Source organism: Stenotrophomonas sp. YJH_SMC_21, from assembly GCF_059369555.1.
Map to the genome: position 1 here is coordinate 1 of NZ_JCAFSU010000008.1, position 24,477 is coordinate 24,477.

The window sequence follows — 24,477 nt, forward strand, 5'->3', positions numbered from 1 at the left end:
AAACGTCTGCAAGATGGACAATCATCCTTCCTGCAGGCGCCTTCACAAGATACCTGCGCATACTTTCAAAGATCCGGGGAAGTGGCCTCAGCGCCGTTCCCGTGTGCTGCGAAGTTTCCTTCGTAGCGAGCCGCCCATTATGCCAGACTTTTTCAGTCCGTCAACACCTTCGTTCGATCATCTCGTTCGGCGGTGGTGGGCGCCCTGTTGTCGCTGAAGCCCCTTGGTGGCGACCCCTGCGACGGGGGAGGAGAAGTATGTCCCTATTCCCATCGTTTGTGAAGGGGGTGTGGCGATTTTTTTCACCGGATGTTGCATCCGTTCATCCGTCGCGCTGCGGGAGGACCGCCCGAAGAGCAGCCAAGCGTGGGCTTGGCTCTACAAGAGCATAAGGAAGGGCCGGCTGCGCCGGCCCTTCCTTTGTCTCAGGCAGCGACCAGGCGTACGCGGGCGAAGGTGCGCTTGCCGACCTGCAGCAGGCCTTCGAAGCCCGGCTGCAGCACCTGCTGGCCGTCCTCGACCACCTCACCGTCCACCTTGACCGCGCGCTCCTTGAGCTTGCGGTTGGCTTCGGAGTTGCTCGGGGTCAGGCCGGCCGCGGTCAGCAGCGCAGCGATACGCAGGCCTTCGACCGGGATCGCCACGTCCTGCAGCGGCAGCTGGGTGATGTCGCCCTGCCCGGTCACCGCCGCTTCCCAGCCGGCGATCGCCTGCTCGGCCGCTGCGGCGTCGTGGAAGCGGGTCGCCAGTTCACGCGCCAGGCGCAGCTTGACCACGCGCGGGTTCAGGCCGCCATTGGCCACCTGCTCGCGCAGCTGCACGGCTTCGGCCTGGCTGATGTCGAAGGACAGCAGCTCGATCCAGCGCCACATCAGGGTGTCGTCCACCTTCATGGTCTTGGTGACGATGTCGATGGCCGGTTCGCTGATGCCAATGTAGTTGCCCAGCGACTTGGACATCTTGTTGACGCCGTCCAGGCCCTCCAGCAGCGGCATGGTCAGCACCACCTGCGGCTTCTGGCCGTGGTGCTCCTGCAGGCCACGGCCCATCAGCAGGTTGAACTTCTGGTCGGTACCGCCCAGCTCCACGTCGGCCTCCAGGGCCACGGAGTCGTAGCCCTGCACCAGCGGGTACAGGAACTCATGGATGGCGATGGACTGCTGGGCGGCGTAGCGCTTGGCGAAGTCGTCGCGCTCGAGCATGCGTGCCACGGTGTGCTGGCCGGCCAGGCGGATCATGTCGGCCGCGCCCATCTTGCCGAACCACTCCGAGTTGAAGCGGACTTCGGTACGGCTGCGGTCCAGCACCTTGAACACCTGCTCCTCATAGGTACGGGCGTTGGCCAGCACGTCCTCGCGGCTGAGCGGCTTGCGGGTGAGGCTCTTGCCGGACGGGTCGCCGATCATGCCGGTGAAGTCGCCGATCAGGAAAATGACCTGGTGGCCGAGGTCCTGGAACTGGCGCATCTTGTTCAGCAGCACCGTGTGGCCCAGGTGCAGGTCGGGCGCGGTGGGGTCGAAGCCGGCCTTGATCCGCAGCGGGCGGCCCTCCTGCAGGCGCGCACGCAGATCCTCGAGCTTGAGGATCTCGTCGGCACCACGGCCGATCTGGGCAAGGGCTTCTTCAATCGAGGACACGTGACTACTCCCGGCAACGCCGATTCTTGTGTGGGGTGTTAAAGCAAAGTTAACCCGATTGGCTTCACAAAAGCCAATGGGCACAAGGGTTTGACGCGGTTTTCTCAGGTGTCTATGGTAACCGGCGATCAGGCCCCCGCTCCCGGGCCACCAGGAAAAAACCGCCGATGCACAATTCCGAACAAGGGCGCGCACGCAAGCAGCGCTTCCAGGAACGCCTCCACGTCCTGCACGACAACGCCCTGCATCGGAAGCTCAGGCAACATCTTCCCGCCGCCTTCAACGAGCGCTGGACCCGGCGCCACTGGATGCATGCCAGCCTGTTCGCGACCATCGGCGCCCTGGTGGCGACGATCGTGCCGGGCTTCTCGCACACCATCGACGCCCCCTTTGCCGACAGCCATACCAGCCTGGCACTGCCGTTGCCGCCGCTGGCCATGGCCCGCCAGCAGCAGGTGCCCGGTGACAGCTGGCAGGTGCTGCGCGTGGAACGCGGCCAGACCCTGAGCGATCTGTTCGACAAGGCCGGTATCCCGGCGACCACCCTGCACCGGGTACTGGACCACCCGGGGGCGCGCGAGGCGCTGACCAAGCTTCGCCCGGGCGCCGAGATCGCCTTCGACATGCCCCTGTCCGGCGACCTGCGCAGCATCCGCTTCGACCGCGATGCCGACAACCGGGTGGAGCTGAGCCTGGCCGGTGACGACATCAAGGAGAAGGTGACCAAGCGCGAGACCTCCACGCGCACGGTGGTCACCAGTGGCGAGATCACCAGCTCGCTGTATGCCGCGGCCCGCCGCGCCGGGCTGTCGCCGTCGGCGATCGCGACGATGACCGACGACATCTTCAAGTACGACATCGACTTCTCGAAGGACCTGCAGCCGGGCGACCGCTTCAGCGTGGTGATGGATGAAACCTGGCGCGAAGGCGAGAAGGTGGACACCAGCAAGATTCTGGCGGCGACTTTCACCACCGGTGGCAAGACCTATTCCGGCTTCCGCTTCGACCGCAACGGCAAGTCCGAGTACTACGACATCAACGGCCGTTCGCTGAAGAAGAGCTTCATCCGCATGCCGATCCCGTTCGCGCGGCTGAGCTCGACCTTCGGTGCGCGCAAGCACCCCGTGCTGGGCAAGATGCGCATGCACAAGGGCGTGGACTACGCCGCGCGCACCGGCACCCCGATCATGGCCGCCGGCGACGCCCGCGTGCAGTTCGCCGGCGTGCAGCGCGGTTACGGCAACGTGGTGATCCTCGACCACGGCCGTGGCCACACCACCCTGTATGGGCACATGTCGCGCTTTGCGAACATCAAGACCGGCCAGCGGGTGGCCCAGGGCACGGTGATCGGTTATGTCGGCTCGACCGGCCTGGCCACCGGCCCGCACCTGCACTACGAATTCCGCGTCAACGGCGAGCACCGCAACCCGCTGACCGTGACCATGCCGCCGCCGGAGCCGCTGAAGGGCGCCGAGCTGGTCGCCTTCCGCGCGCAGACCGCGCCGGCGATGGCCCGCATCCAGGGCATGGAGAAGCTGATCTACGCCGATGCCAGCCCGGCACCGACCAGCCGCGACGAGGCCGCCCCCGAGGTGGCCAGCGCCAAGGACAAGAGCAGCACCGGCCGCAAGCGCGGCTGAGCCCCTGCGTTGACGAAGAAGGACGCGGCAGCACAAGCTTGCCGCGTCCTTTTTTTATGCCCGCCATGAACACGACTGCCGACACTGACGCCCCCCTGTACCTTGGCCTGATGTCGGGCACCAGTGCCGACGGCATCGATGCCGCGCTGGTGCAGTTTCCTGCCGGCGGAGGCTGCCGCTTCGTGCACGGCCTGACCGCCCGCTGGGAGCCGGTGCTGCGTGCACGGCTGGTGGCGCTGGGCGAAGGTGGTCCACTGGATTCGCTGGAGGAGCTGGGCGAGCTGGACGCCCGGATCGCGATCAGCTTCGCCGGGGCCGCCAACCAGCTGCTGGCCGAGGCTGGCGTGGACCGCAGCCAGGTGCGTGCGATCGGCTCGCATGGGCAGACCGTGCGTCACCGGCCGTTGGCCGACCCCGCCTTCACCGTGCAGCTGGGCGACGGCAACCGCATCGCAGAGTTGACCGGGATCACCACGGTCTCCGACTTCCGCCGCCGCGACGTGGCGGCCGGGGGCCATGGTGCGCCACTGATGCCGGCCTTCCACCTGGCCATGCTGGGCACGGCCGACGAAGACCGCGCCGTGCTCAATCTGGGCGGTATCGCCAACCTGACCCTGATTCCGCGCGAAGGTGCGGTACGTGGCTTCGATACCGGCCCGGCCAATGCGCTGATGGATGCCTGGTGCCAGCGCCACACCGGCCGCACCTTTGATGCCGACGGCGCGTACGCCGCCAGCGGCGCGGCGGACGAGGGCCTGCTGGCGGGCTGGCGCTCGGACCCGTGGTTCGCGCTGCCGCCGCCGAAGAGCACCGGCCGTGAGCAGTTCCACCTGGCCTGGGCCGAGGCGCACATGGCCGAGGGCCAGTACGCGGCGGCCGACGTGCAGGCAACCCTGCTGGAGCTGACCGTGGCAACGGTGGCCGACGCGCTGCTGGCGCAGCAGCCGCAGACCCGCCGCCTGCTGGTCTGTGGCGGCGGGGTACGCAACCGGCAGCTGATGAAGCGCCTCGCGGCCTGGCTGCCGGACGTGCAGGTGGAATCCAGCGCCGTGCACGGGCTGGACCCGGAGTACGTGGAGGCAATGGGCTTCGCATGGCTGGCGCAGCGGACGATGGACGGGCTGGCCGGCAACCTGCCAAGCGTGACCGGAGCTAAGGGCCCGCGGATCCTGGGGGCGATCCACCTGGCGTGAGGTGGCGCCATCCACGCGTGGCATGGATCTACCGGGCAGCCGGACGTGGGCTCGTCTCTACAGCATTGCGGCGCGGCCGCTAATCGAAGCCCTGCCCTGCGGGCAAGGCCTGCAGGGCGGCAATGGCATCGGACAGGGCATCCACTTCCGGATCGCCGAAGCCGGAGCGGACTTCCAGTTCACTGCTGAACAGGCCCTGCTCCAGCAAGGCGGCACAGGTCTGTTCGTGGGTCCAGCCGCGGGCGACCGCGACGCGTTTGATACGTTCCAGCAGCAGCGGGTCCAGGTCCCGCAGCACAACGTCGGCCATGCTCACTTCCCCGTTCGCAAGGCACCGCCCCCTCGGCGCGTCGGGGCGATGATCCCGCAGACCGGGCGGGCAGGCAATCAGGTCGAGCCGGCGGTCTGGCGACGGCGCTGCTGCAGGATCAGCAGGGCGCAGAGGATCACCACCGGGATCGCCACCAGCGCGGTACCGACGAAGAACAGCGCGTAGCCTTCCAGCAGCGTCCGGCCCTGTGCGAGCGTCTGTACCGACCACCCCGAGAGCCCCTTGAGCGCCTTGCCGGGCATCGCGTAGAACGAGCTCAGCAGTGCGTACTGGGTTGCGGTGTATCCAATGCTGGTCAGGCTCGACATGTAGGCGATCAGCGCCGTACCGGCGAAGCCGCTGGCGAAGTTGTCGATTGCCATGGCCACGGCGAAATGGGTTGTGTCCGGGCCGGAATAGGCCAGCCAGGCAAACGCCAGGTTGGAGGCCGGCCCCAGCACGGCGCCTACCATCAGCGCCGCCAGCACCCCCCAGCGGACCGAGACCAGGCCCGCTGCGGCAATACCGACGAAGGTCGCGACCAGCCCGACCGAACCACGCACCGCGCCCACGGTATCTTCGTCCAGGCCGAGATCGACGTAGAACGGGTTGGCCATCGGTCCCATGACGAAGTCGGCCATGCGATAGACGCTGATGGCCACCAGGATCAGGATCGCGCCGCTGCGATGCTCGCGGACGAAGGCGATGAACGGTCCCGCTACGGCGTCGAACAATCCGCGCGGTGTCCACAGCGAGGTCGCCTGCGCCTGCACGGCAGCCACTTCCCGCGCGGGTTCGCGGGCCATCACCACAGCCACCACGCCAAGCGCCATCAGCACGGCCATGATCTCGTAGGAAACCTGCCAGCCGACACGGGCCGCGATGATCAGGATCAGCGCATCGGTGACCAGCAATGCAGTGCGGTAGCCCAGTGCCGAGGATGAGGTCAGCAGTCCAAGCTGCTCGCTGTTGTCAGCACTTTCAATGCGCCAGGCATCGATGACGATGTCCTGGGTGGCCGAAGCAAACGCTACGATCACGGCCATCACGCCGAACACGACGATGTGCTGCCAGGCGATACCCAGGAACTGGATCTGGCCCCCCTTGGGCTGGACCAGCGCCATGCCGACCAGGCCCACCACCACGACCAGCTGCGACAGCAGCATCCAGCCACGGCGGCGGCCAAAGCGGCCGAACAGAGGCACGTCGGTCTTGTCGACGATCGGTGCCCACAGGAACTTCATGGTGTAGGCCAGCCCGACCCATGACAGGAAGCCGATCGTACTCAGCTCGATGCCTTCCTTGCGCATCCAGAAGCCGAGCGTGTTGCCCACCAGATAGATCGGCAGGCCGGAACTGAAGCCGAGCAGCAGCATCGCCAGCACCTTGCGCTGGCTCAGGTTGGACAACACCTGCTGCCACGGTCGGCGCGGCTTGGCAGCCTCGGTCACAGGTCGTAGTCCACGGTGAACGGGGCGTGGTCGGAGAAGCGCTCGTCGCGGTAGATCGAGCAGCTTCGCAGGCGGTCACGCAGGCCCGGGGTGATGAACTGGTAGTCGATGCGCCAACCGACATTGTTGGCACGGGCGGCGCCACGGTTGCTCCACCAGGTGTAGTCCTCTCCGGTGGGGTTGAGCAGGCGGTAGGCATCGGCCCAGCCGCGACCGGCGGCGACATCGGTGGCCTGGCCGTGGTCGGCGCAGAGGGCGTTGAGCCAGTCGCGTTCCTCCGGCAGGCAGCCGGAATTCTTCTGGTTGGACTTCCAGTTCTTGATGTCCAGCGCCGAACGCACGATGTTCCAGTCGCCGCACAGCACGTAGTCGCGGCCGCTGCGCGCCCACTCCTCCAGGATCGGCCGCAGCCATTCCATCACTTCGAACTTGAAGCCCTGGCGCAGGTCGCCCGAGCTGCCGGACGGGATATAGAAGGAGACCACGCTGAGGTTGCCGTAGCGTGCCTCGATGTAGCGGCCTTCGTCGTCGAACGGGGCCCAGCCCAGCGACGTGATGACCTGGTCCGGCTCGCGCTTGCTGTAGATCGCCACGCCGCTGTAGCCCTTCTTGGTAATGGCGTCGCGGTAGAAGCAGTGGTGGCCGTCCGGGCGGAACATCGGGTCGCTCAGCTGGTCTTCCTGGGCCTTGGTTTCCTGGATGCACAGGACATCGGCATCCTGGGCACGGAACCAGTCGAGGAAGCCCTTGGTCGCGGCGGAACGGATGCCATTGGCGTTGAAACTGATGATGCGCATGCGGAAGACCTACGGCGGGAAACCGGGCAAGCATACCGGTTGACTGCAGGGCTGCGCAGTCCGCCGGGTGGGCCCGCCAGCGCCTTCACACGGGGCCGGACGAGCGCGAAACGCCCAGCTGGATTAGGATTTGTGCTCCAAATGAAGATGAATCGAGTTTTGATGAGCGACCACCGCCACCGTTTCCTGCAGTTGGCCCTGACCGCCGACGCCCTTCGCTTCGGCCAGTTCACCCTCAAGTCCGGCCGGCTGAGCCCCTATTTCTTCAACGCCGGGCGCTTCGACTCCGGCTCGCTGCTGTCCCAGCTCGGCGCGTGCTATGCCGATGCCATCGATGCCAGCGGGATCAAGTACGACGTGGTGTTCGGCCCGGCCTACAAGGGCATCCCGCTGGCCACCGCGATGGCCTGCGAGCTGGCCCAGCGCGGCCGCGACCTGCCGCTGTCGTTCAACCGCAAGGAAGCCAAGGACCATGGCGAGGGTGGCCAGCTGATCGGCGCCGACATGCAGGGCAAGCGCGTGCTGATCGTCGACGACGTGATCACCGCCGGTACGGCGATCCGCGAAGCGCTGGGCATCATCCGCGCCGCCGGTGGCACCCCGGCCGGCATCGTGGTGGCACTGGACCGCCAGGAGATCGCTTCGGAGACCGACCGCCGTTCTGCCGCGCAGTCGGTGGCCGAAGAAGCCGGTATCCCGGTGATCGCCGTGGCATCGCTGGCCGATCTGCTTGATTTCGCCTCCGGCAACCCGGAACTTGTGGGTTACCGGCAGCCGCTGGAAGCCTACCGGGCCCAGTACGGCGTTCGTTCGATCCGCTGACCGACCCAGGGGAAAGGTCATGTCCCGAGTTCCTGCTGTCCTCTTCGCCGGCCTGCTGCTGGTCGTGCCGTTCACCGTACCGGCGCAGTCGCGCGACAGCGGCAAGGCGGAAAAGAAGCTGTACTGCTGGAACGAGGGCAAGGAGCGGATCTGCAGTGATTCGCTGCCGGCCGACGCGGTCAACCATGCCCGCGAGGAATTCAATGCGAGCACGGGCCTGCGCAATGCGCAGGTCCAGCGCGCGTTGACCGACGAGGAGCGTGCCGCTGCCAGCACGGCTGCGCAGCAGCAACAGCTGGACCTGATGGCCGAGCAGACCCGCCAGCGCACCGAGCAGGCCATGTTGTCCACCTACGGCAGCGAGGCCGACCTGCGCCGGGTGTTTGCCGAGCGCCAGGAAGTGCTGGACAACAACCTGAAGACCGCCGAGTACAACGTCACCAGCCTGCGTGAGTCGCTGGTGGCGCTGCTGTCGGCGGCGGGAGACCGCGAGCTGGCCGGCGCCAAGGTGGCCGACAAGCAGGCCGAGGCGATCCGCAAGCGGCATGCGCAGCTGCAGGCGCAGCAGCGCTTGCAGGCCGGGCTGGTGCAGCAGCAGCAGGCGTTGAAGGCCGAGATCGACAGCACCCTGCAGCGCTATCGCGAGCTGAAGGGGCTGGTGCCGGCGGACACTCCGGCGGGCTGACGGCGCTGCCTCCGCCGGGCATGGCCCGGCGCTACCCCGGGCCTGGTTACGGGTTGGCCCACGGAATTTATGCACTCTTTACGCGTCGGCCCGGTCCGGCGCGTAGTGCGTTTATGGGGGGTAGGACGACGATGGCGGCCTGAGGTGGAGGGGTTCCACCAGGACGCTATTGCAATGTCCCCCTGGCTGTCGTTGTTGTGTGGCGTGCTGGTGCTGGTTGCCGCCGCCTATCTCCTTTATGTCGTGCTGCGGCCCGAGTCGTTCTGAGCGGAGCCGGCCATGACTGAGATGCTTGTGATTATTGCCGCCAGCCTGCTGCTGGCGTGGCCGCTGGGCCTGTACCTGGCGCGCGTGATGCGCGGCACGCCGATGAAGGTCGACGTGCTGTTCCATTGGATAGAGAAGCCGCTGTACAAGGTGCTCGGCGTAGATCCATCGCGCGCCATGTCCTGGCGCGGCTATGTGCTGGCCTTCGTGCTGAGCAACGTGGTGGTCGCGGTGCTGACCCAGGCGGTGTTCATGACCCAGGCCTGGTTGCCGTTGAACCCGGACCAGATCCCGAACATGCGCTGGGACACCGCGCTGCACACGATGATCTCGTTCCTGACCAACACCAACCAGCAGCACTATTCGGGCCAGGCGCAGCTGTCCTACTTCTCGCAGATGACCGGCATCACCGGCCTGCAGGTGGTGACGCCGATGATGGGCCTGGCGCTGGCGGTGGCGACGCTGCGCGCGTTGTTCTCGCGTGCGCCGCAGGCTGCGGCGACCACCGGGGCCGGCGATGACCGCCAGGTGGCGGTGGGCAACTACTACGTGGACGTGGTGCGCCTGTGCGTGCGCTTCCTGCTGCCGCTGTGCCTGGTGTGGACGCTGGTGCTGACCAGTCAGGGCGTGCCGTCGACGATCGCCGGTGGGCCACAGGCTACGCCGATCGATGCCAGCGCTGGCATGGCCGAACAGAAACTTCCGCTGGGCCCGGTCGCGGCGATGGTCGCGGCCAAGCAGCTGGGCGCCAACGGCGGCGGCTGGTATGGCCCGAACAGCAGCTTCCCGCTGGAGAACCCGACCCCGCTGTCGAACGCGCTGGAGATCGTCGGCATCCTGCTGGTGCCGATGGCGGTGATCTTCATGATCGGCGCGTTCACCGGCCGGCGCCGCTTCGGCGCCCTGGTGTTCAGCTGCATGCTGGGCATGTCGCTGCTGTCCACCGGCGCGATGATGTGGAGCGAAGGGCATAGCGCCAGCGCCGCCACCCCGCTGCTGATGGAAGGCAAGGAAGTGCGCTTCGGCGCCGACGGCACTGCGCTGTGGGCGGCGGTGACCACCCAGGTCTCCAACGGCTCGGTCAACGGCATGCACGATTCGCTGGCGCCGCTCAGTGGCGGCATCGCGATGGTCAACATGCTGGTCAGCGCGATCTGGGGCGGTATCGGCTGCGGCCTGCAGCAGTTCATCGTGTACCTGCTGCTGGGCGTGTTCCTGGCCGGGTTGATGACCGGGCGTACGCCGGAACTGTTCGGCCGCAAGCTGGAGACGCCACAGGTACGCCTGCTGGCCCTGCTGGTGCTGCTGCAGCCGATCACCCTGCTGGTGTTCACCGCGATCACCCTGGCCGTACCCGGCCTGGCCGGCACCTCCAATCCCGGCTTCCATGGCATCAGCCAGGTGTTCTACGAGTATGTCTCGGCCTATGCCAACAACGGTTCGGGCTTCGAAGGGCTGGGTGACGCCACGCTGTGGTGGAACCTGAGTTGCTCGCTGGTGCTGCTGCTCGGCCGCTTCCCGCTGCTGATCATCCCGCTGGTGGTGGCCGCACAGCTGGCTGCCAAGCGCCAGGCGCCGGAGTCTGCCGGCAGCCTGCAGATCGAAACGCCGACCTTCGCCCTGACCCTGGTCTCGGTGATCGTCATCCTGACCGTGCTGCAGTTCATGCCGGCGCTGGTACTCGGCCCGATCGCCGACCACCTGAGCCTGGGACTGCACTGAGGACATCGCAATGAGTACCCACGCAAGTTCAACCCGTAGTTCCCTCGCACCGCGCCCTGCCCTGCTGGATGGCGCAGGCCTGCGCCGCGCACTGGTCGAGGCAGTGCGCAAGCTGTCGCCGATGCATCTGGTGCGCAGCCCGGTGATGGCGGTGGTGATGGCCGGCACGATCGTGGCCGCGATCGTCACCCTGACCGGCAATGCGCCGCTGGGCTTTGGCCTGGCGGTGACCGCGATCCTGCTGGTGACCGTGCTGTTCGGCAATTTTGCCGAAGCCGTGGCCGAAGCACGTGGCCGTGGCCAGGCCGCATCGCTGCGCCGCGCCCGCCAGGACCTGGTGGCGCGCCGCCTGGCCGCACCGCAGCCGGGTGCCGCGGAAACCCAGCTGCCAGCCGCCGAGCTGCGCCCGGGCGACCATGTGATCGTCAGTGCCGGTGAGCTGGTACCGGCCGATGGCGAGATCGTGCAGGGCCTGGCCACCATCAACGAAGCAGCGGTGACCGGCGAATCGGCACCGGTGCTGCGCGAGGCCGGTACCGACCGATCCGGTGTGATCGGCGGAACCAAGGTGCTGTCCGACCAGATCATCGTGCGGGTGACCGCCGAGCCGGGCCACAGCTTCCTGGACCGGATGATCGCGCTGGTGGAAGGCGCCAACCGGCAGAAGACGCCGAACGAGATCGCACTGACCCTGCTGCTGGCGGCGATGACGCTGACCTTCCTGGTGGTGGTGGCGACGCTGCCGGCCATTGGCGCGGCGGTAGGCGTGCAGGTTGACCCGCTGCTGCTGATCGCGCTTCTGGTCTGCCTGATCCCGACCACCATCGGCGGCCTGCTGCCGGCCATCGGCATCGCCGGCATGAACCGCGCGCTGGCCGCCAACGTGCTGGCCAAGTCGGGCAAGGCGGTGGAAGTCGCGGGAGACGTGGACGTGCTGCTGCTGGACAAGACCGGCACCATCACCTACGGCGACCGCCAGGCCAGCCACTTCCATCCGTTGGCCGGTATCGATGCCAGCCAGCTGCGTGAAGCGGCGCTGTTGTCCTCGCTGGCCGACCCGACCCCGGAAGGCAAGTCGATCGTGCGCCTGGCGCGCGAACAGGGCTGCGCCACCGCTGAACCGGACCACGCCGAGTACCTGGCGTTCAGTGCGCAGACCCGCATGTCCGGCGTGGATCTTGAACATGGGCGGCAGATCCGCAAGGGTGCCGCCGATGCGATCCGTGCCCACGTACAGGCGCTGGGCGGCAATGTACCGGCTGAACTGGCCGGCCGCGTCGAGCAGGTCGCACGCAACGGTGCCACCCCGCTGGTGGTGGCCGAGGGCCGCCACGTGCTGGGCGTGATCGAACTGTCGGACGTGGTCAAGCACGGCATGCGCGAGAAGTTCGCGCAGCTGCGGGCGATGGGCATCCGCACGGTGATGATCACCGGTGACAATCCGCTGACCGCCGCCGCGATCGCTGCCGAAGCCGGTGTCGACGACTACATCGCCGAGGCGCGACCGGAAGACAAGCTGGCGCGCATCCGCCAGGAGCAGGCCGGTGGCCGTCTGGTGGCGATGGTCGGTGACGGTACCAACGACGCCCCGGCACTGGCCCAGGCCGACATCGGCCTGGCGATGAACTCCGGTACGCAGGCGGCGAAGGAGGCCGGCAACATGGTCGACCTCGATTCGGACCCGGCCAAGCTGCTGGCAGTGGTGGAAGTAGGCAAGCAGCAGCTGATCACCCGCGGCGCGCTGACCACCTTCTCGCTGGCCAACGACGTGTCCAAGTACTTCGCGATCCTGCCGGCGCTGTTCGCCGCGGCCGTTCCGACCATGGCCGCACTGAACGTGATGCAGCTGTCGAGCCCGCGCAACGCGGTGCTGGCGGCGCTGATCTTCAACGCCCTGGTGATTCCCGCCCTGATCCCGCTCGCCCTGCGTGGCGTGCGCTTCCGCCCGGCCACCGCAACGGCGCTGCTGCGCCGGAACATGCTGGTGTACGGCCTCGGCGGCGTGCTGCTGCCGTTCGCAGCGATCAAGGCGATCGACCTCCTTCTTGTCCTGGTATTCGGCGCATGAACCGTTCTGCTTCCACCTCCACTTCCCTGTCGCGCGAACCGAAGGCCGAGGCCCGCGTGGCCAGCCTGCAGGATGGCGCCAGCTGGCGCCCGGTGATCGGCCTGGGCCTGGCCACCCTGCTGCTGGCCGGTGCGGTCTACGCCGGCATCGCCACCGGTTTCGCCGGCCTGGCCTACCCGACCCAGGCCGAGGGCAGCCTGCTGCGCGATGGCAATGGCCAGGTGCGCGGCTCGGCGTGGCTGTCGCAGCCGTTCACCGGTGACGGCTACTTCCAGGCACGTCCGTCGGCGGCCAACTACGACCCGATGGCGGCAGCCGGTTCCAACATGGCGCGCAGCAACCCGGCGCTGGCCGAGCGCGTCGCCGCCAGCACCGCGGCGGTGGCCGCGCGCGAAGGCGTCACCGCGGCGCAGGTACCGGCGGACCTGGTCACGCAGTCCGCCGGCGGCCTGGATCCGCAACTGTCGCCGGCCGCGGCGCAGCTGCAGGTGGCCCGCGTGGCGCGTGCCCGTGGCCTGCCTGTGGAACGCGTGCAGGCACTGGTGCAGGCGCATACCGAAGGTCGCCAGTGGGGCCTGTTCGGCCAGCCGCGGGTGAACGTGGTGACGCTGAACTTCGCGCTGGACCACGCGCCCAAGGCGCCGTGATGCCGGCCTGCACCGGCTGCGCGCACAATGGCACCCATGACTGATGCGCGTACCCGCCAGGCCGATGCCCTGGTCGAAGGCCTGCAACGCGAAGCCGGCGGCAAGCTGACCGTGTTCCTCGGCGCGGCGCCGGGCGTGGGCAAGACCTACGCCATGCTGACCCGCGCGCAGGAACAGCTGCGTCGCGGCGTCGACCTGGTGGTCGGGTTGGTGGAAACCCATGGCCGTGCCGATACCCAGGCGCTGCTGGAGGGGCTGCCACAGCTGCCGCTGAAGGACGTGGCCTACCACGGCCATGCCCTGCAGGAGATGGACCTGGATGCCGTGCTCGCACGGCATCCGGCCTTGGTGCTGGTGGACGAACTGGCCCATCGCAATGCACCCGGCAGCCGCCACGAGCGGCGCTGGCAGGATGTGATGGAGCTGCTGGACGCCGGCATCGACGTCTGGACCACGGTCAACATCCAGCATCTGGAAAGCCTCAATGACGTGGTGATGCGCATCACCGGTGTGCGGGTCAGCGAGACCGTGCCGGATGGGGTGCTCGACCGCCTGCATGACATCGTGCTGGTCGACCTGCCGCCGCGCGAGCTGATCGCGCGCCTGCAGCAGGGCAAGGTCTATGTGCCCGAACAGGCCGCGCAGGCGCTGCAGGCGTTCTTCTCGCCGGCCAACCTCACCGCACTGCGCGAGCTGGCCATGCAGGAGGCCGCCGACCGCGTCGACAGCAGCCTGCGTGAAGCGCGCGCCGCGCGCGGCGAGAGCAACCTGCCACTGCGTCGTGGCGTGCTGGTGGCCATTGATGGCGGCGGTCAGAGCGAATACTTGGTGCGGGTGGCGCGGCGCATCGCCGAACGCCGCGATGCGCCGTGGACGGTGGTGACCGTGCAGGGCCGACGCCAGGACGAGGCGACCCGGCGCGAGATCGATGCTGCGTTCGCCCTGGCACGCCGCCTCGGCGGCGACGCCGAACTGCTGCACGGATCAAGCATCGCCGATGCCCTGCTCGACCATGCCGCGCACAACGGCGTGTCGACCCTGGTGCTCGGCCGGACCCGCGAACGTCCACTGGCGCGGATGTTCAACCGCACCCTGACCCAGCAGCTGATCCAGCGCGGCGCGCATTACGAGATCACCATCATCAGCACCCCACAGGCACGTGCGCGCTCGCGCCGCGAGGGCCTGCTGCCGCCGATGCGCGGCATCAGCTACGAACCGGTGCAGGCGCTGATCGCCACCGCGCTGGCCTGTGCGGTGGCATGGCTGGCCGAACGCTGGGTCGGCATGGCCGACCTGTCGATGGTGTTCATCGTGGCGGTGGTGCTGGTGGCCGCACGCACGCGCGCCAGCGTGGCGGTGATGGCGGCGATCCTGTGCTTCCTCGCCTACAACTTCCTGTTCATCGCGCCGCGCTTCACCTTCGCCATCGGCGCGCGCCAGGGCGTGATCACCGTGTTCCTGTTCCTGGCCGCCGCGCTGGTGGCCGGACGCCTGGCCTCGCGCCTGCGCATGCAGGTGATTGCGCTGCGTGCGGCGAATCGACATGCGCGTGCGCGCCAGCAGCTGGGACGGCAGCTGGCCAGCGCGGCCGGCAACGGCGAGGTGGCGCAGGCGGGTCGGCATGCACTGGAACAGGCCATGGACGTTCCAGCGTGGCTACGGATCGGCGCCGATACCGCAACCGGTGGCCGCAGCCAGCCGGGCGATACCGACTTGGCCGCCGCCGATTGGGCACTGCGCCACGGCCAGCCGAGCGGGCGCTTCACCGACACCCTGGCCGGTGCGCAATGGTGGTTCCTGCCGCTGCTGGATGGCGAAGACCGCGCCATCGGCGTGGCGGGCCTTTACCTGCCCGGCGCACAGGCGCGCCTGCTGCCCGAGCAGCGGCAGCTGGCCGAGGCGATGGTCGATGACATCGCCCAGGCCGCGCTGCGCACGCGGCTGGTGGCCGAACTGGAGCAGGCCCACGTCAGCAACGAGACCGAGCGGCTGCGCTCGGCCCTGCTCTCTTCGGTGTCACACGACCTGCGCTCGCCGCTGGCGGCGATGATCGGTTCGGCCGACAGCCTGGCCAGCTACGGTGCGGCGATGGATACGGCTGATCGCCGTGCCCTGCTGGACACCATTCTGGTCGAAGGCGAGCGGCTGGACCGCTACATCCAGAACCTGCTGGACATGACCCGGCTCGGCCACGAAGGGTTGAAGATCAACCGCGACTGGATCGGCGTGGACGAGCTGATCGGCTCGGCGGCGCGGCGCCTGCAGCGCTACCAGCCCAAGGTGCGGCTGGAGCTGGATATTCCGGCCACGCTCGCGCCGATCTGGGTACACCCGGCGCTGGTTGAACAGGCGGTGTTCAACGTGATGGAAAACGCGGCCAAGTTCTCGCCACCCGATGCCGCCGTGCAGGTGCAGGCGCGCGAACTGGACGGACAGCTGCGCATCGATGTGATCGATGCCGGCCCCGGCATTCCCGATGACGAGCGCGCGCGCATCTTCGACATGTTCTACAGCGTCGAGCGCGGCGACCGTGGCCGCCACGGCACCGGCCTGGGCCTGACCATCTGCCAGGGCATGGTCGGTGCGCATGGCGGCAGCGTGCAGGCGCTGCCCGGACGCGACGGTCGCGGTACCCTGATCCGCATCACCCTGCCCCTGCTCAAGCCAGCCTCCCACGATGAGCCCGACTCCGATTGACGCCAGCGCGCCGGCCCCGCGCGTGCTGGTGATCGATGATGAAACCCAGATCCGCCGGTTCCTGGACATCAGCCTGCGCGCGCAGGGCTACCAGGTGCGGCAGGCGGCCACCGGCCAGGAAGGCCTGCAGCTGGCGGCCAGCGAGGACATGGACCTGGTGATCCTGGACATCGGCCTGCCGGACATGGAAGGCCACGAGGTGCTGGAGCAGCTGCGGCAGTGGAGCCAGGTGCCGGTGATCATGCTGACCGTGCGCGCCGGCGAGGCCGAGAAGGTGCGGGCGCTGGACACCGGCGCCAATGACTACGTGACCAAGCCGTTTGGCACGCAGGAACTGATGGCACGGGTACGTGCGCTGCTGCGCACGCGCAGTGTGCCCAGCGACGGCACACCGCCGGTGTTCGACGACGGCCATCTGCATGTGGATCTGGTGCGCCGTGAAGTGGCACTCGATGGCGAGCCGGTGGCACTGACCCGCAAGGAGTACGCGCTGCTGTCGCTGCTGCTGCGCAATGCCGGGCGGGTGGTGACCCAGCCGCAGATCCTCCAGGAAATCTGGGGCCCGACCCACCAGCACGACACCCATTACCTGCGCATCCTGGTCGGCAAGCTGCGGCACAAGCTGGGCGATTCAGCGCTGGATTCACGCTACCTGTTCACCGAGCCGGGCGTGGGCTTGCGTTTCAAGGGGTAATAGATCCACGCCATGCGTGGATGGACATCATCGAAGCCGGAAGAGCATCCACGCATGGCGTGGATCTACCGTGTCGACCAAGGTCGACACCCACCAGCAGCGGTCCATGCCGTTCCGACAGATCGCGGAAATCTGTCGAAGGCGGGGTGGGTCCGGTTGCGGGGGCGTGAGCCGCATGGATGCGGCGACCGAGCTTACATGGACGTACTTGCAGCGTCCCCCGTAACCGGACCCACCCCGCATCCCTCGGATAGCCGGCCTTTGACGTTGACGTTGACGTTGATTCGGCGGGTGCCGGGCGCAGCCCGGCCTCACCTCAGAACCCCAGCGGGGTGTCGCCCAGCACCGGCTGCAGCTGGCTGCGGAACAACGCCTGGATGCGTTCCAGTGCCGCCTCGTCGTTGCCCTCGAAGCGCAGCACCAGCACCGGCGTGGTATTGGAAGCACGCACCAGCCCCCAGCCATCGGGGAAGTCCACGCGCAGGCCGTCGATGGTCGACAGGCGGCCGCCCACATACGGGTTGTCCGGCGACTGTGCCGCCGCCACCAGCATCGCCACCAGCGCATGAGGCGTGCCTTCGGCCACCGGCACCTTCAGTTCCGGCGTGGCCACCATCTCCGGCAGCTCGGCCAGCACCTCGTCCGGGGTTTCCTCGCGCTGCGCCAGGATCTCCAGCAGTCGCGCGGCGGCATACAGGCCATCGTCGAAACCGAACCAGCGCTCCTTGAAGAAGAAGTGGCCGCTCATCTCGCCGGCCAGCTCGGCATCGGTCTCGCGCATCTTCGCCTTCATCAGCGAGTGCCCGGTCTTCCACATCAACGGGCTGCCACCATTGCGCAGCACGTGATCGGACAGCTTGCCGGTGCACTTCACGTCGTAGATCACCATCGCGCCGGGGTTGCGCATCAGCACATCGGCGGCAAACAGCATCAGCAGGCGGTCGGCATAGATGATCCTGCCTTCGCCGGTGACCACGCCCAACCGGTCTCCGTCGCCATCGAAGGCGACGCCGAGGTCGGCGCCGAAGCGCTTGACCGTCTGCACCAGGTCTTCCAGGTTGGCCGGCTCGCTCGGGTCGGGATGATGGTTGGGGAAGGTACCGTCGACATCGCAGTACAGCGGGATGACTTCGGCGCCGATGGCTTCCAGCAGCTGTGGTGCAAGCGCACCGGCGACGCCGTTGCCGGCATCGGCCACGACCTTCAACGGGCGGTCCAGCTGCACGTCGTCGGCGATGCGCTGGATGTAGTCGGCACTGACATCGCGCTGCTGGTAATCGCCCGGCTCGGCCGCCTGCGCCAGGCGCCCCTCGACGATGCGCTGGTAGAGATCGGTGATGGCATCGCCTGACAGCGTCTCGCCGCCGATGACCACCTTGAAGCCGTTGTACTCGGGCGGGTTATGACTGCCGGTGACCGCCACGCAGGTGCCGGTGCGCAGGTGGAAGGCGGCGTAATAGACGACCGGCGTCGGTGCCAGGCCGATGTCGATCACCGCGCAACCGGTGCGACGCAGGCCTTCGGCCAATCCCGCAGCCAGTTCCGGGCCGGACAGGCGGCCATCACGGCCGATTACCACCTCGCGCAGGCCCTGTTCCAGCGCCACGGTACCGATGGCCTGGCCGATCAGCGCGGCGGTCTTCGGCGTCAGTTCGCTGCCGACCACGCCACGGATGTCGTAGGCGCGGAAGATGCCGGCGGCCAGTTCCCCGGCAGGGACCGGTGGCGGCGGCGGCGCAGTGTCCGCGGCGCTGGCGGCGGCCACCGGTGGCGGCGCCATCTGCAGGCTCTCGCTCAGGGTCGGGCCATGATCCGCTTCCGCCACGGCCGCACGGCGCGGCAACGGCAGCGACTTCGGCAGCCGGCCGCGACCCACGACCAGCAGCACGGCGATGAACGCCAGCAGCAGCGCGACGATGGCACTGGCCAGCGAACCCAGGCCCAGAGGACCGGCTTCGACATTCGGTACGGCGGCCACCAGCCGCAACGGCGTGCCCGGAACCGGGCGCGCCAGCGCTTCGGCGCTCTCGGCCAGGCCGGCGTCGCCCTGGGCAACGAGGTCATGCGTGCCTTGGCGCAGGCCGAGGAAGCCGGTGGACGGGGCGCTCACCTGGTCCAGCGGCGAGGTCAGCCGCAGCAATGGCTGGCGCACGTAGAGCACTGCCGGGCCAAGGCTGCCCAGCTGCACCGGAGCCGCCAGACCCAGGCGATTGCCACCTGCATCGCGCACCACGCGCAGGCCAGGCTTGCCCTCGGCCAGCGCTTGTTCCAGCAGGGCCAGGCGTGCGTAGCCGAAGGTGGCCGGGTCGGCATAGGCCGTGGCCAGATCGGCGGTCAGCACGTCAGCCTGCTCCACGCCGGTCCAGCTCTCGCGCACGGCCAGCGCCGCTGCCGCGGCGTCACCGGCCTGCAGTGCCTGCTGCACGCGTTCGTTCTTCAACTGCTGCTGCAGCTGCGTCAGCTGGCCGGCTGCCGCCTCCTGCAAGCCCTGCACGGCCTGGTCACGCGCTTCTTCCAGCGCCTGGCCGTTGGCCTCCTGCCGCCATTGCTGCACCGCGCTCCATCCGAACCAGCCGGCCAGCAGGACCAGCAGCACCCCCAGTAGTGGCGCACTGCGTCCCAACGACCGTTCCCGCTGCCCTTCCCCGATGCCGCTCATCGATGTCCCCCGTCAACGCACCCCGGTATGGCCGAATCCACCCGTTCCCCGCACGCTGTCGGTGAAAGTATCCACCACCTGCAGGCTGACGCGGGCAATCGGCACGACCACCAGCTGCGCGATGCGATCGCCCGGCTCGATGGTGAAGGCCTCGCGGCCACGGTTCCAGACGCTGATCAGCAACGGGCCCTGGTAATCGGCGTCGATCAGGCCGGTGCCGTTGCCGAGCACGATGCCGTGGCGGTGGCCCAGCCCGGAACGCGGCAGGATCACCGCGCACAGGTGCGGATCAGCGATATGGATGGCCAGGCCGCTGGGCACCAGCGCGGTGTCGCCCGGCTGCAGGGTCAGCGCGGTATCCAGCGCCGCGCGCAGGTCCATGCCGGCGCTGGCTTCGGTGGCGTAGGCGGGCAGTGGCCAGCTGTCGCCGAAACGCGGATCAAGCAGCTTGACCTGCAGCGGTTGGGAAGTGGAAGCCTGGGTCATGCCTGGAGTCTCCGCGCGATCAGCGCCAGCAGTTGTTCGGCCAGCTCGCGCTTGGAGGTGGCCGGGAATACCTGTTCACCGTCCTGCCAGAAGGCCGTGGCGGCGTTGTTGTCACTCTCGAATCCACCACCGCTGATGCCGACCTGGTTGGCGATCACCAGGTCCAGGCGCTTGTCGACCAGCTTGCCACGCGCATATTTCTCCACGTCGTGGGTCTCGGCGGCGAAGCCGACCACCAGCTTCAGCGACTGCGTCTGTGCAGCGACTTCGGCGAGGATGTCCGGCGTGCGCACCAGCTCGATCACCAGCGACTGGCTGTCGGCGGTCTTCTTCAGCTTCTGCGGCGCGACCTGGCGTGGCGTGTAGTCGGACACCGCGGCGGCACCGATATAGATGTCGGCCGGCAACGACTTCAGCACGGCATCGCGCATCTGCGCGGCCGAGCGCACGTCCACGCGCTGCACGCCGGCTGGCGTCGGCAGCTGTACCGGGCCGCTGACCAGCACCACCTGGGCGCCCATCGTCGCGGCGGCCGCGGCCAGGGCAAAGCCCATCTTGCCGCTGCTGCGGTTGCCGACGTAGCGCACCGGATCGATGTCTTCATAGGTCGGGCCGGCGCTGATCAGCAGCCGAAGGCCCTGCAGCGCGCGGGTTTCCGGTGCGACAACCGCCGCTGCAGCACTGCCATTGGCAGCCAGCGCGGCAACGATGTCGCCCGGTTCGGCCAGACGGCCGGGACCGGATTCGCCTTCGGCCAGCGGACCGTCGACCGGGCCGACCACCTGAGCGCCGCGCTGGCGCAGCAGGGCGATGTTGGCCTGGGTGGCCGGATGCAGCCACATGCGGTGGTTCATCGCCGGGCAGATCGTCAGCGGCGCGGTACTGGCCAGGCACAGGGTGCTGACCAGATCATCGGCGTGGCCCTGGGCCAGCCGGGCCAGCAGATCGGCGGTACCCGGGGCGACCACGATGCGGTCGGCCCAGCGGGCCAGCTCGATGTGGCCCATGGCCTGTTCGGCGGCGCTGTCCCACAGCGTGGTGCGGGTGGGCTGCCCGGACAGGGCCTGGAAACTGAGCGGAGTGACGAACTGCTGTGCTCCGGCGGTCATCGCCACCTGCACCTGGGCACCGGCGTCGCGCAGGCGCCGCACCAGTTCCAGGGCCTTGTAGGCCGCGATCCCGCCTCCGACGCACAACAGCAGTTTCTGACCTTCCAGCGCGCGGGCCGGCGCGGGGGAAGCGTTGGGGGAGTCAGCCACCTGGAATTCCTGTGCAAACGAGGGCGCTAGCTTACCCGATGGTCGGTAATGTCCCGGTGCAGGGCGCACATAGCGGGCGGCTATCAGCAGATGGAGTCCGTCTCCGTTGACCCGGGATTCACCCGGTATCAGTTTCGGACCTTTCCTATACCTCTACGGGTCTGCGCTTTTGCAGAATCAGGCATTGGCTGCCGCCCGCCGTGGCCTGTCCGACCTTCGAGGAGCCGCGTGCATCCGCGCATCATCATCGCCGACGACCATCCCGTGGTCCTGCATGGCATCCGTATCGTGCTGCAGACCTACCTGATGGACATCGTCGGCAGTGCGCGCGACGGCGCCCAGCTGCTGGAGCTGGTGGATCACCACGACTGCGATGCGGTGCTGACCGACCTGTCGATGCCGGGTGCCGGTCCGGACGGTCCGGAGCTGATCGACGCGCTGCGCATGCGCCGCCCTGGCCTGCCGGTGGTGGTGCTGACCGGCGCCCGCCATCCCGGCCTGCTGGACAGCCTGCTGCGGGAGGGTATCAGCGGCCTGGTCGACAAGTGCGCCGATTTCGCCGAACTGCCCCACGCGCTGAACGCCGCGCTGGCCGGGCAGGTATTCGTCTCCCAGCAGCTGCGCCACCACCTGCAGGCGCGCGACCTGCTGTTTCCGCGTCAGCCGGCGCCGTTGTCGGCACGCGAACAGGAAGTGCTGGAGCTGCTGGCAGCCGGCCTCAGCGTGAACGAAGTCGCCGAGCGCTGCGGGCGCAGCCCGAAGACCATCAGCCGGCAGAAGGCCGAAGCCAAGCGCAAGCTGGGCCTGCAGAACAACCAGGAACTGTTCGACTACCTGCAGACCCGGCGCGGCTGAGGCAACCTCCGACCCCAGTCCGCGGCATGACCCGATGGGAGCCACCGCAAGGTCTGGCGATGATGGGCCATGCCCATCCATGACTGGCCCGAACAGGAACGCCCCCGCGAGAAGCTGATCGCGCGCGGGCCCACGGCACTTTCCGACGCCGAACTGCTGGCCCTGTTTCTCGGCTCCGGGTTCGGTGGCCGCGATGCCGTGCAGACCGCGCGCGACCTGCTGCAGGCGCACGGCCCGTTGCGGGTACTGCTCGACCGCCCCGCCGCCGAGCTCGCCCGCCTGCCCGGGCTCGGCCCGGCACGCAGTTGCACGCTTGCTGCCGGGCTGGAACTGGCCCATCGCTACCTGGCGGCCGAGCTGGAGCACGGCGAGGCGGTTGGCAACAATCCGGCGGCGGTCGGCCGCTACCTGCAGCACCGGCTGCGTGGCCAGGCCCGCGAGGTCTTCATGGCCCTGTTCCTGGACAACCGCCACCGCCTGATCGCCTGTGAAGAGCTGTTCCACGGCACCATCAACGCCGCACCGGTCTACCCCCGCGAAGTGGTGCGGCGCGCCCTGCTGCACAACGCGGCGGCGGTGATCCTCAGCCACAACCACCCTTCCGGCGACCCGGAACCCTCCAGCGCCGATACCCGCATCACCGACGAACTGCAGCAGGCGCTGGCGATGGTGGACGTGCGCCTGCTGGACCACTTCGTGGTCGGCGAGGGCCGTCCCGTTTCATTTGCTGAACGGGGCCTGCTGTCCCCGCCCCAGCCGCGGCTGTTCGGCTGAGCGCGGCCCTTCAGGCGCCTTCTGTCGCCCCCACAGGCATGTTCTGGTCAGCGTGGGCGCGGGTATCTGCGCTAAAATGGGCGATTCCGCCGCTCATTCTCACAGCAGGCCTCGTGAAAAATCTCCTCCGCGCCCTGATCAGCCAAGGCATCGAAGCCTTGCGCGCCAATGGCACCCTGCCCGCCGACTCCCTGCCGCCGGACTTCGTGGTCGAGCGCCCGAAGACCCGCGACCACGGCGACTTCGCCACCAACGCCGCGATGCTGCTGGCCAAGGCCGCGCGCAGCAATCCGCGCGCACTGGCGCAGGCGCTGGTCGAGGCGCTGCCGCGCAGCGAGGACGTGAGCAAGGTCGAGATCGCCGGCCCCGGCTTCATCAACTTCCACCTGGCCCCGGCCGCGTACCAGCGCGAAGCCGCGTCGGTCATCAAGGAAGCCCACGACTACGGCCGCAACCTGTCCGGCAATGGCCGCACGGTGGGCGTGGAGTACGTGTCGGCCAACCCGACCGGCCCGCTGCATGTCGGCCATGGCCGCGCGGCGGCGATCGGCGACTGCGTGGCGCGCGTGCTCGATGCCAACGGCTGGAACGCCAAGCGTGAGTTCTACTACAACGACGCCGGCGTGCAGATCGAGAACCTGGCGCTGTCCACCCAGGCACGGATCAAGGGCATCGCGCCGGACCAGGACGGCTGGCCGGAAGGTGGCTACCGCGGCGAGTACATCGTCGACGTCGCACGCGCCTACATGGCCGGCGCCAGCGTCGACCTGGAAGGCAGCACCGTGGTCGGCGCCAAGGACCCGGACGACATGCAGGCGATCCGCCGCTTCGCCGTGGCCTACCTGCGCAACGAGCAGAACCTGGACCTGGCCGCGTTCGGCGTCGACTTCGACATCTATTTCCTGGAAAGCTCGCTGTACGCCGACGGCAAGGTAGCCGAAGCGGTGGCCAAGCTGCAGGCGTCGGGTCATACCTATGAAGAAGGTGGCGCGCTGTGGCTGCGCAGCACCGACTTCGGTGACGACAAGGACCGCGTGATGCGCAAGTCCGACGGCACCTTCACCTACTTCGTGCCCGACGTGGCCTACCACCTGTCCAAGTGGCAGCGCGGCTACGAGCGCGCGATCACCGAGCTGGGCGCCGACCACCACGGCTCGCTGGCCCGCGTGCGCGCCGGCCTGCAGGCGATGGAAGTGGGCATCCCGCAGGGCTGGCCGGAATACGTGCTGCACCAGATGGTCACCGTCATGCGCGGCGGCGAGGAAGTGAAGCTGTCCAAGCGTGCCGGCAGCTACTTCACCCTGCGCGACCTGATCGAGGAAGCCGGCCGCGATGCCACCCGCTGGTTCCTGATCGCGCGCAAGCCCGATTCGCAGCTGACCTTCGACATCGACCTGGCCCGCCAGCAGAGCAACGACAACCCGGTGTTCTACGTGCAGTACGCGCATGCCCGCGTCTGCAGCCTGCTGCGCCAGGCGCAGGAGAAGGGCCTGGTGTACGAGCAGGGCAACGGCCTGGCCAACCTCGGCCGCCTGGCCGACGACGCCTCGCTGCTGCTGATGAACGAGATCTCGCGCTATCCGGAAGTGGTGGAAGCGGCCGGCGTGGCGCTGGAACCACATCTGGTGGCGCAGTACCTGCGTGAATTGGCGCACGCGTTCCACACGTGGTATCACGGGACGCCGGTGCTGGTGGAAGATGCCGCCGATCGCAACGCCAAACTGACCCTGGCCTGCGCGGCGCGCCAGGTACTGGCCAATGGCCTCGAACTCCTGGGCGTCAGCGCCCCGGAAAAAATGTAAGCATCAGGAGAC

The 24,477-nt window shown here is 68.3% G+C and carries 20 protein-coding genes; 13 read left to right on the top strand and 7 right to left on the bottom strand.

The window, feature by feature from the left end; genetic code table 11:
• Positions 1 to 425: 425 nt before the first annotated feature.
• On the bottom strand, positions 426 to 1,637 hold the full coding sequence (tyrS, locus tag AC5P67_RS12150; protein WP_005407778.1) for a tyrosine--tRNA ligase: 1,212 nt from the start codon (positions 1,635 to 1,637) through the stop codon (positions 426 to 428).
• A 167-nt stretch (positions 1,638 to 1,804) separates the two neighbouring features.
• Here tyrS and AC5P67_RS12155 point away from each other — a divergent pair, with 167 nt between their 5' ends.
• Together AC5P67_RS12155 and AC5P67_RS12160 are read left to right on the top strand one after the other, a co-directional pair.
• Positions 1,805 to 3,277, top strand: a complete 1,473-nt coding sequence (locus AC5P67_RS12155) for a M23 family metallopeptidase (protein ID WP_005407777.1) — start codon at positions 1,805 to 1,807, stop codon at positions 3,275 to 3,277.
• A gap of 65 nt (positions 3,278 to 3,342) precedes the next feature.
• Positions 3,343 to 4,470 (top strand): anhydro-N-acetylmuramic acid kinase, encoded by a 1,128-nt coding sequence (locus AC5P67_RS12160; protein ID WP_235643448.1) that lies wholly within the window; start codon positions 3,343 to 3,345, stop codon positions 4,468 to 4,470.
• A 79-nt stretch (positions 4,471 to 4,549) separates the two neighbouring features.
• Here the strand turns inward: AC5P67_RS12160 and AC5P67_RS12165 are convergent, their stop codons facing one another.
• The 3 genes from AC5P67_RS12165 to AC5P67_RS12175 all read right to left on the bottom strand — a co-directional run bounded on the left by AC5P67_RS12165 (position 4,550) and on the right by AC5P67_RS12175 (position 7,028).
• Positions 4,550 to 4,780, bottom strand: a complete 231-nt coding sequence (locus AC5P67_RS12165) for a hypothetical protein (protein ID WP_005407775.1) — start codon at positions 4,778 to 4,780, stop codon at positions 4,550 to 4,552.
• A 77-nt stretch (positions 4,781 to 4,857) separates the two neighbouring features.
• Positions 4,858 to 6,231, bottom strand: coding sequence for an AmpG family muropeptide MFS transporter (locus AC5P67_RS12170; protein ID WP_043035169.1), 1,374 nt, complete (start codon positions 6,229 to 6,231; stop codon positions 4,858 to 4,860).
• The gene (locus tag AC5P67_RS12175) at positions 6,228 to 7,028 is read right to left on the bottom strand and encodes an exodeoxyribonuclease III (protein ID WP_024956358.1); all 801 of its coding nucleotides are present in this window, start codon (positions 7,026 to 7,028) and stop codon (positions 6,228 to 6,230) included. The genes AC5P67_RS12170 and AC5P67_RS12175 overlap by 4 nt, the downstream gene beginning before the upstream one ends.
• 162 nt (positions 7,029 to 7,190) lie before the next feature.
• Here AC5P67_RS12175 and pyrE point away from each other — a divergent pair, with 162 nt between their 5' ends.
• The 8 genes from pyrE (at position 7,191) to AC5P67_RS12215 (ending at position 16,630) form a co-directional block, all read left to right on the top strand.
• A complete protein-coding gene (pyrE, locus tag AC5P67_RS12180; RefSeq protein ID WP_005407772.1) occupies positions 7,191 to 7,850 on the top strand; it encodes an orotate phosphoribosyltransferase in 660 nt (219 codons plus the stop codon).
• Between the two features lie 19 nt (positions 7,851 to 7,869).
• The gene (locus AC5P67_RS12185) at positions 7,870 to 8,535 is read left to right on the top strand and encodes a hypothetical protein (RefSeq protein WP_049418611.1); all 666 of its coding nucleotides are present in this window, start codon (positions 7,870 to 7,872) and stop codon (positions 8,533 to 8,535) included.
• Positions 8,536 to 8,709: 174 nt separating this feature from the next.
• Positions 8,710 to 8,802 (top strand): potassium-transporting ATPase subunit F, encoded by a 93-nt coding sequence (locus tag AC5P67_RS12190; RefSeq protein ID WP_005407770.1) that lies wholly within the window; start codon positions 8,710 to 8,712, stop codon positions 8,800 to 8,802.
• A gap of 12 nt (positions 8,803 to 8,814) precedes the next feature.
• Positions 8,815 to 10,524, top strand: a complete 1,710-nt coding sequence (kdpA, locus tag AC5P67_RS12195; protein WP_012478921.1) for a potassium-transporting ATPase subunit KdpA — start codon at positions 8,815 to 8,817, stop codon at positions 10,522 to 10,524.
• 10 nt (positions 10,525 to 10,534) lie between these two features.
• Positions 10,535 to 12,592 (top strand): potassium-transporting ATPase subunit KdpB, encoded by a 2,058-nt coding sequence (kdpB, locus tag AC5P67_RS12200; protein WP_005412004.1) that lies wholly within the window; start codon positions 10,535 to 10,537, stop codon positions 12,590 to 12,592.
• On the top strand, positions 12,589 to 13,239 hold the full coding sequence (gene kdpC / locus AC5P67_RS12205; RefSeq protein WP_049459891.1) for a potassium-transporting ATPase subunit KdpC: 651 nt from the start codon (positions 12,589 to 12,591) through the stop codon (positions 13,237 to 13,239). The genes kdpB and kdpC overlap by 4 nt, the downstream gene beginning before the upstream one ends.
• Positions 13,240 to 13,275: 36 nt before the next feature.
• Entirely contained in the window at positions 13,276 to 15,936 is a 2,661-nt protein-coding gene (locus tag AC5P67_RS12210; RefSeq protein WP_012478919.1) for an ATP-binding protein, read from the top strand.
• Positions 15,917 to 16,630 carry a response regulator transcription factor gene (locus AC5P67_RS12215; RefSeq protein ID WP_005412001.1) on the top strand — a complete coding sequence of 238 codons (714 nt, stop codon included), beginning with the start codon at positions 15,917 to 15,919 and terminating at the stop codon, positions 16,628 to 16,630. The genes AC5P67_RS12210 and AC5P67_RS12215 overlap by 20 nt, the downstream gene beginning before the upstream one ends.
• 316 nt (positions 16,631 to 16,946) lie before the next feature.
• Here AC5P67_RS12215 and AC5P67_RS12220 read toward each other — a convergent pair whose 3' ends face one another.
• Genes AC5P67_RS12220 through coaBC form a run of 3 tightly spaced genes read right to left on the bottom strand, consistent with a single transcriptional unit; the run spans position 16,947 to position 21,034 of the window.
• The gene (locus AC5P67_RS12220; RefSeq protein WP_049418412.1) at positions 16,947 to 19,289 is read right to left on the bottom strand and encodes a phosphomannomutase/phosphoglucomutase; all 2,343 of its coding nucleotides are present in this window, start codon (positions 19,287 to 19,289) and stop codon (positions 16,947 to 16,949) included.
• A 12-nt stretch (positions 19,290 to 19,301) separates the two neighbouring features.
• Positions 19,302 to 19,775, bottom strand: a complete 474-nt coding sequence (dut, locus tag AC5P67_RS12225) for a dUTP diphosphatase (protein WP_005407763.1) — start codon at positions 19,773 to 19,775, stop codon at positions 19,302 to 19,304.
• A complete protein-coding gene (gene coaBC / locus AC5P67_RS12230) occupies positions 19,772 to 21,034 on the bottom strand; it encodes a bifunctional phosphopantothenoylcysteine decarboxylase/phosphopantothenate--cysteine ligase CoaBC (protein ID WP_049449536.1) in 1,263 nt (420 codons plus the stop codon). The genes dut and coaBC overlap by 4 nt, the downstream gene beginning before the upstream one ends.
• 228 nt (positions 21,035 to 21,262) lie before the next feature.
• Here coaBC and AC5P67_RS12235 point away from each other — a divergent pair, with 228 nt between their 5' ends.
• From AC5P67_RS12235 to argS, 3 genes are all read left to right on the top strand, one after another.
• Positions 21,263 to 21,889 (top strand): response regulator, encoded by a 627-nt coding sequence (locus AC5P67_RS12235; RefSeq protein WP_033834997.1) that lies wholly within the window; start codon positions 21,263 to 21,265, stop codon positions 21,887 to 21,889.
• A gap of 69 nt (positions 21,890 to 21,958) precedes the next feature.
• Positions 21,959 to 22,663, top strand: a complete 705-nt coding sequence (gene radC / locus AC5P67_RS12240) for a RadC family protein (protein ID WP_005407759.1) — start codon at positions 21,959 to 21,961, stop codon at positions 22,661 to 22,663.
• Between the two features lie 113 nt (positions 22,664 to 22,776).
• Entirely contained in the window at positions 22,777 to 24,465 is a 1,689-nt protein-coding gene (gene argS / locus AC5P67_RS12245) for an arginine--tRNA ligase (protein ID WP_005407758.1), read from the top strand.
• Positions 24,466 to 24,477: the final 12 nt, after the last annotated feature.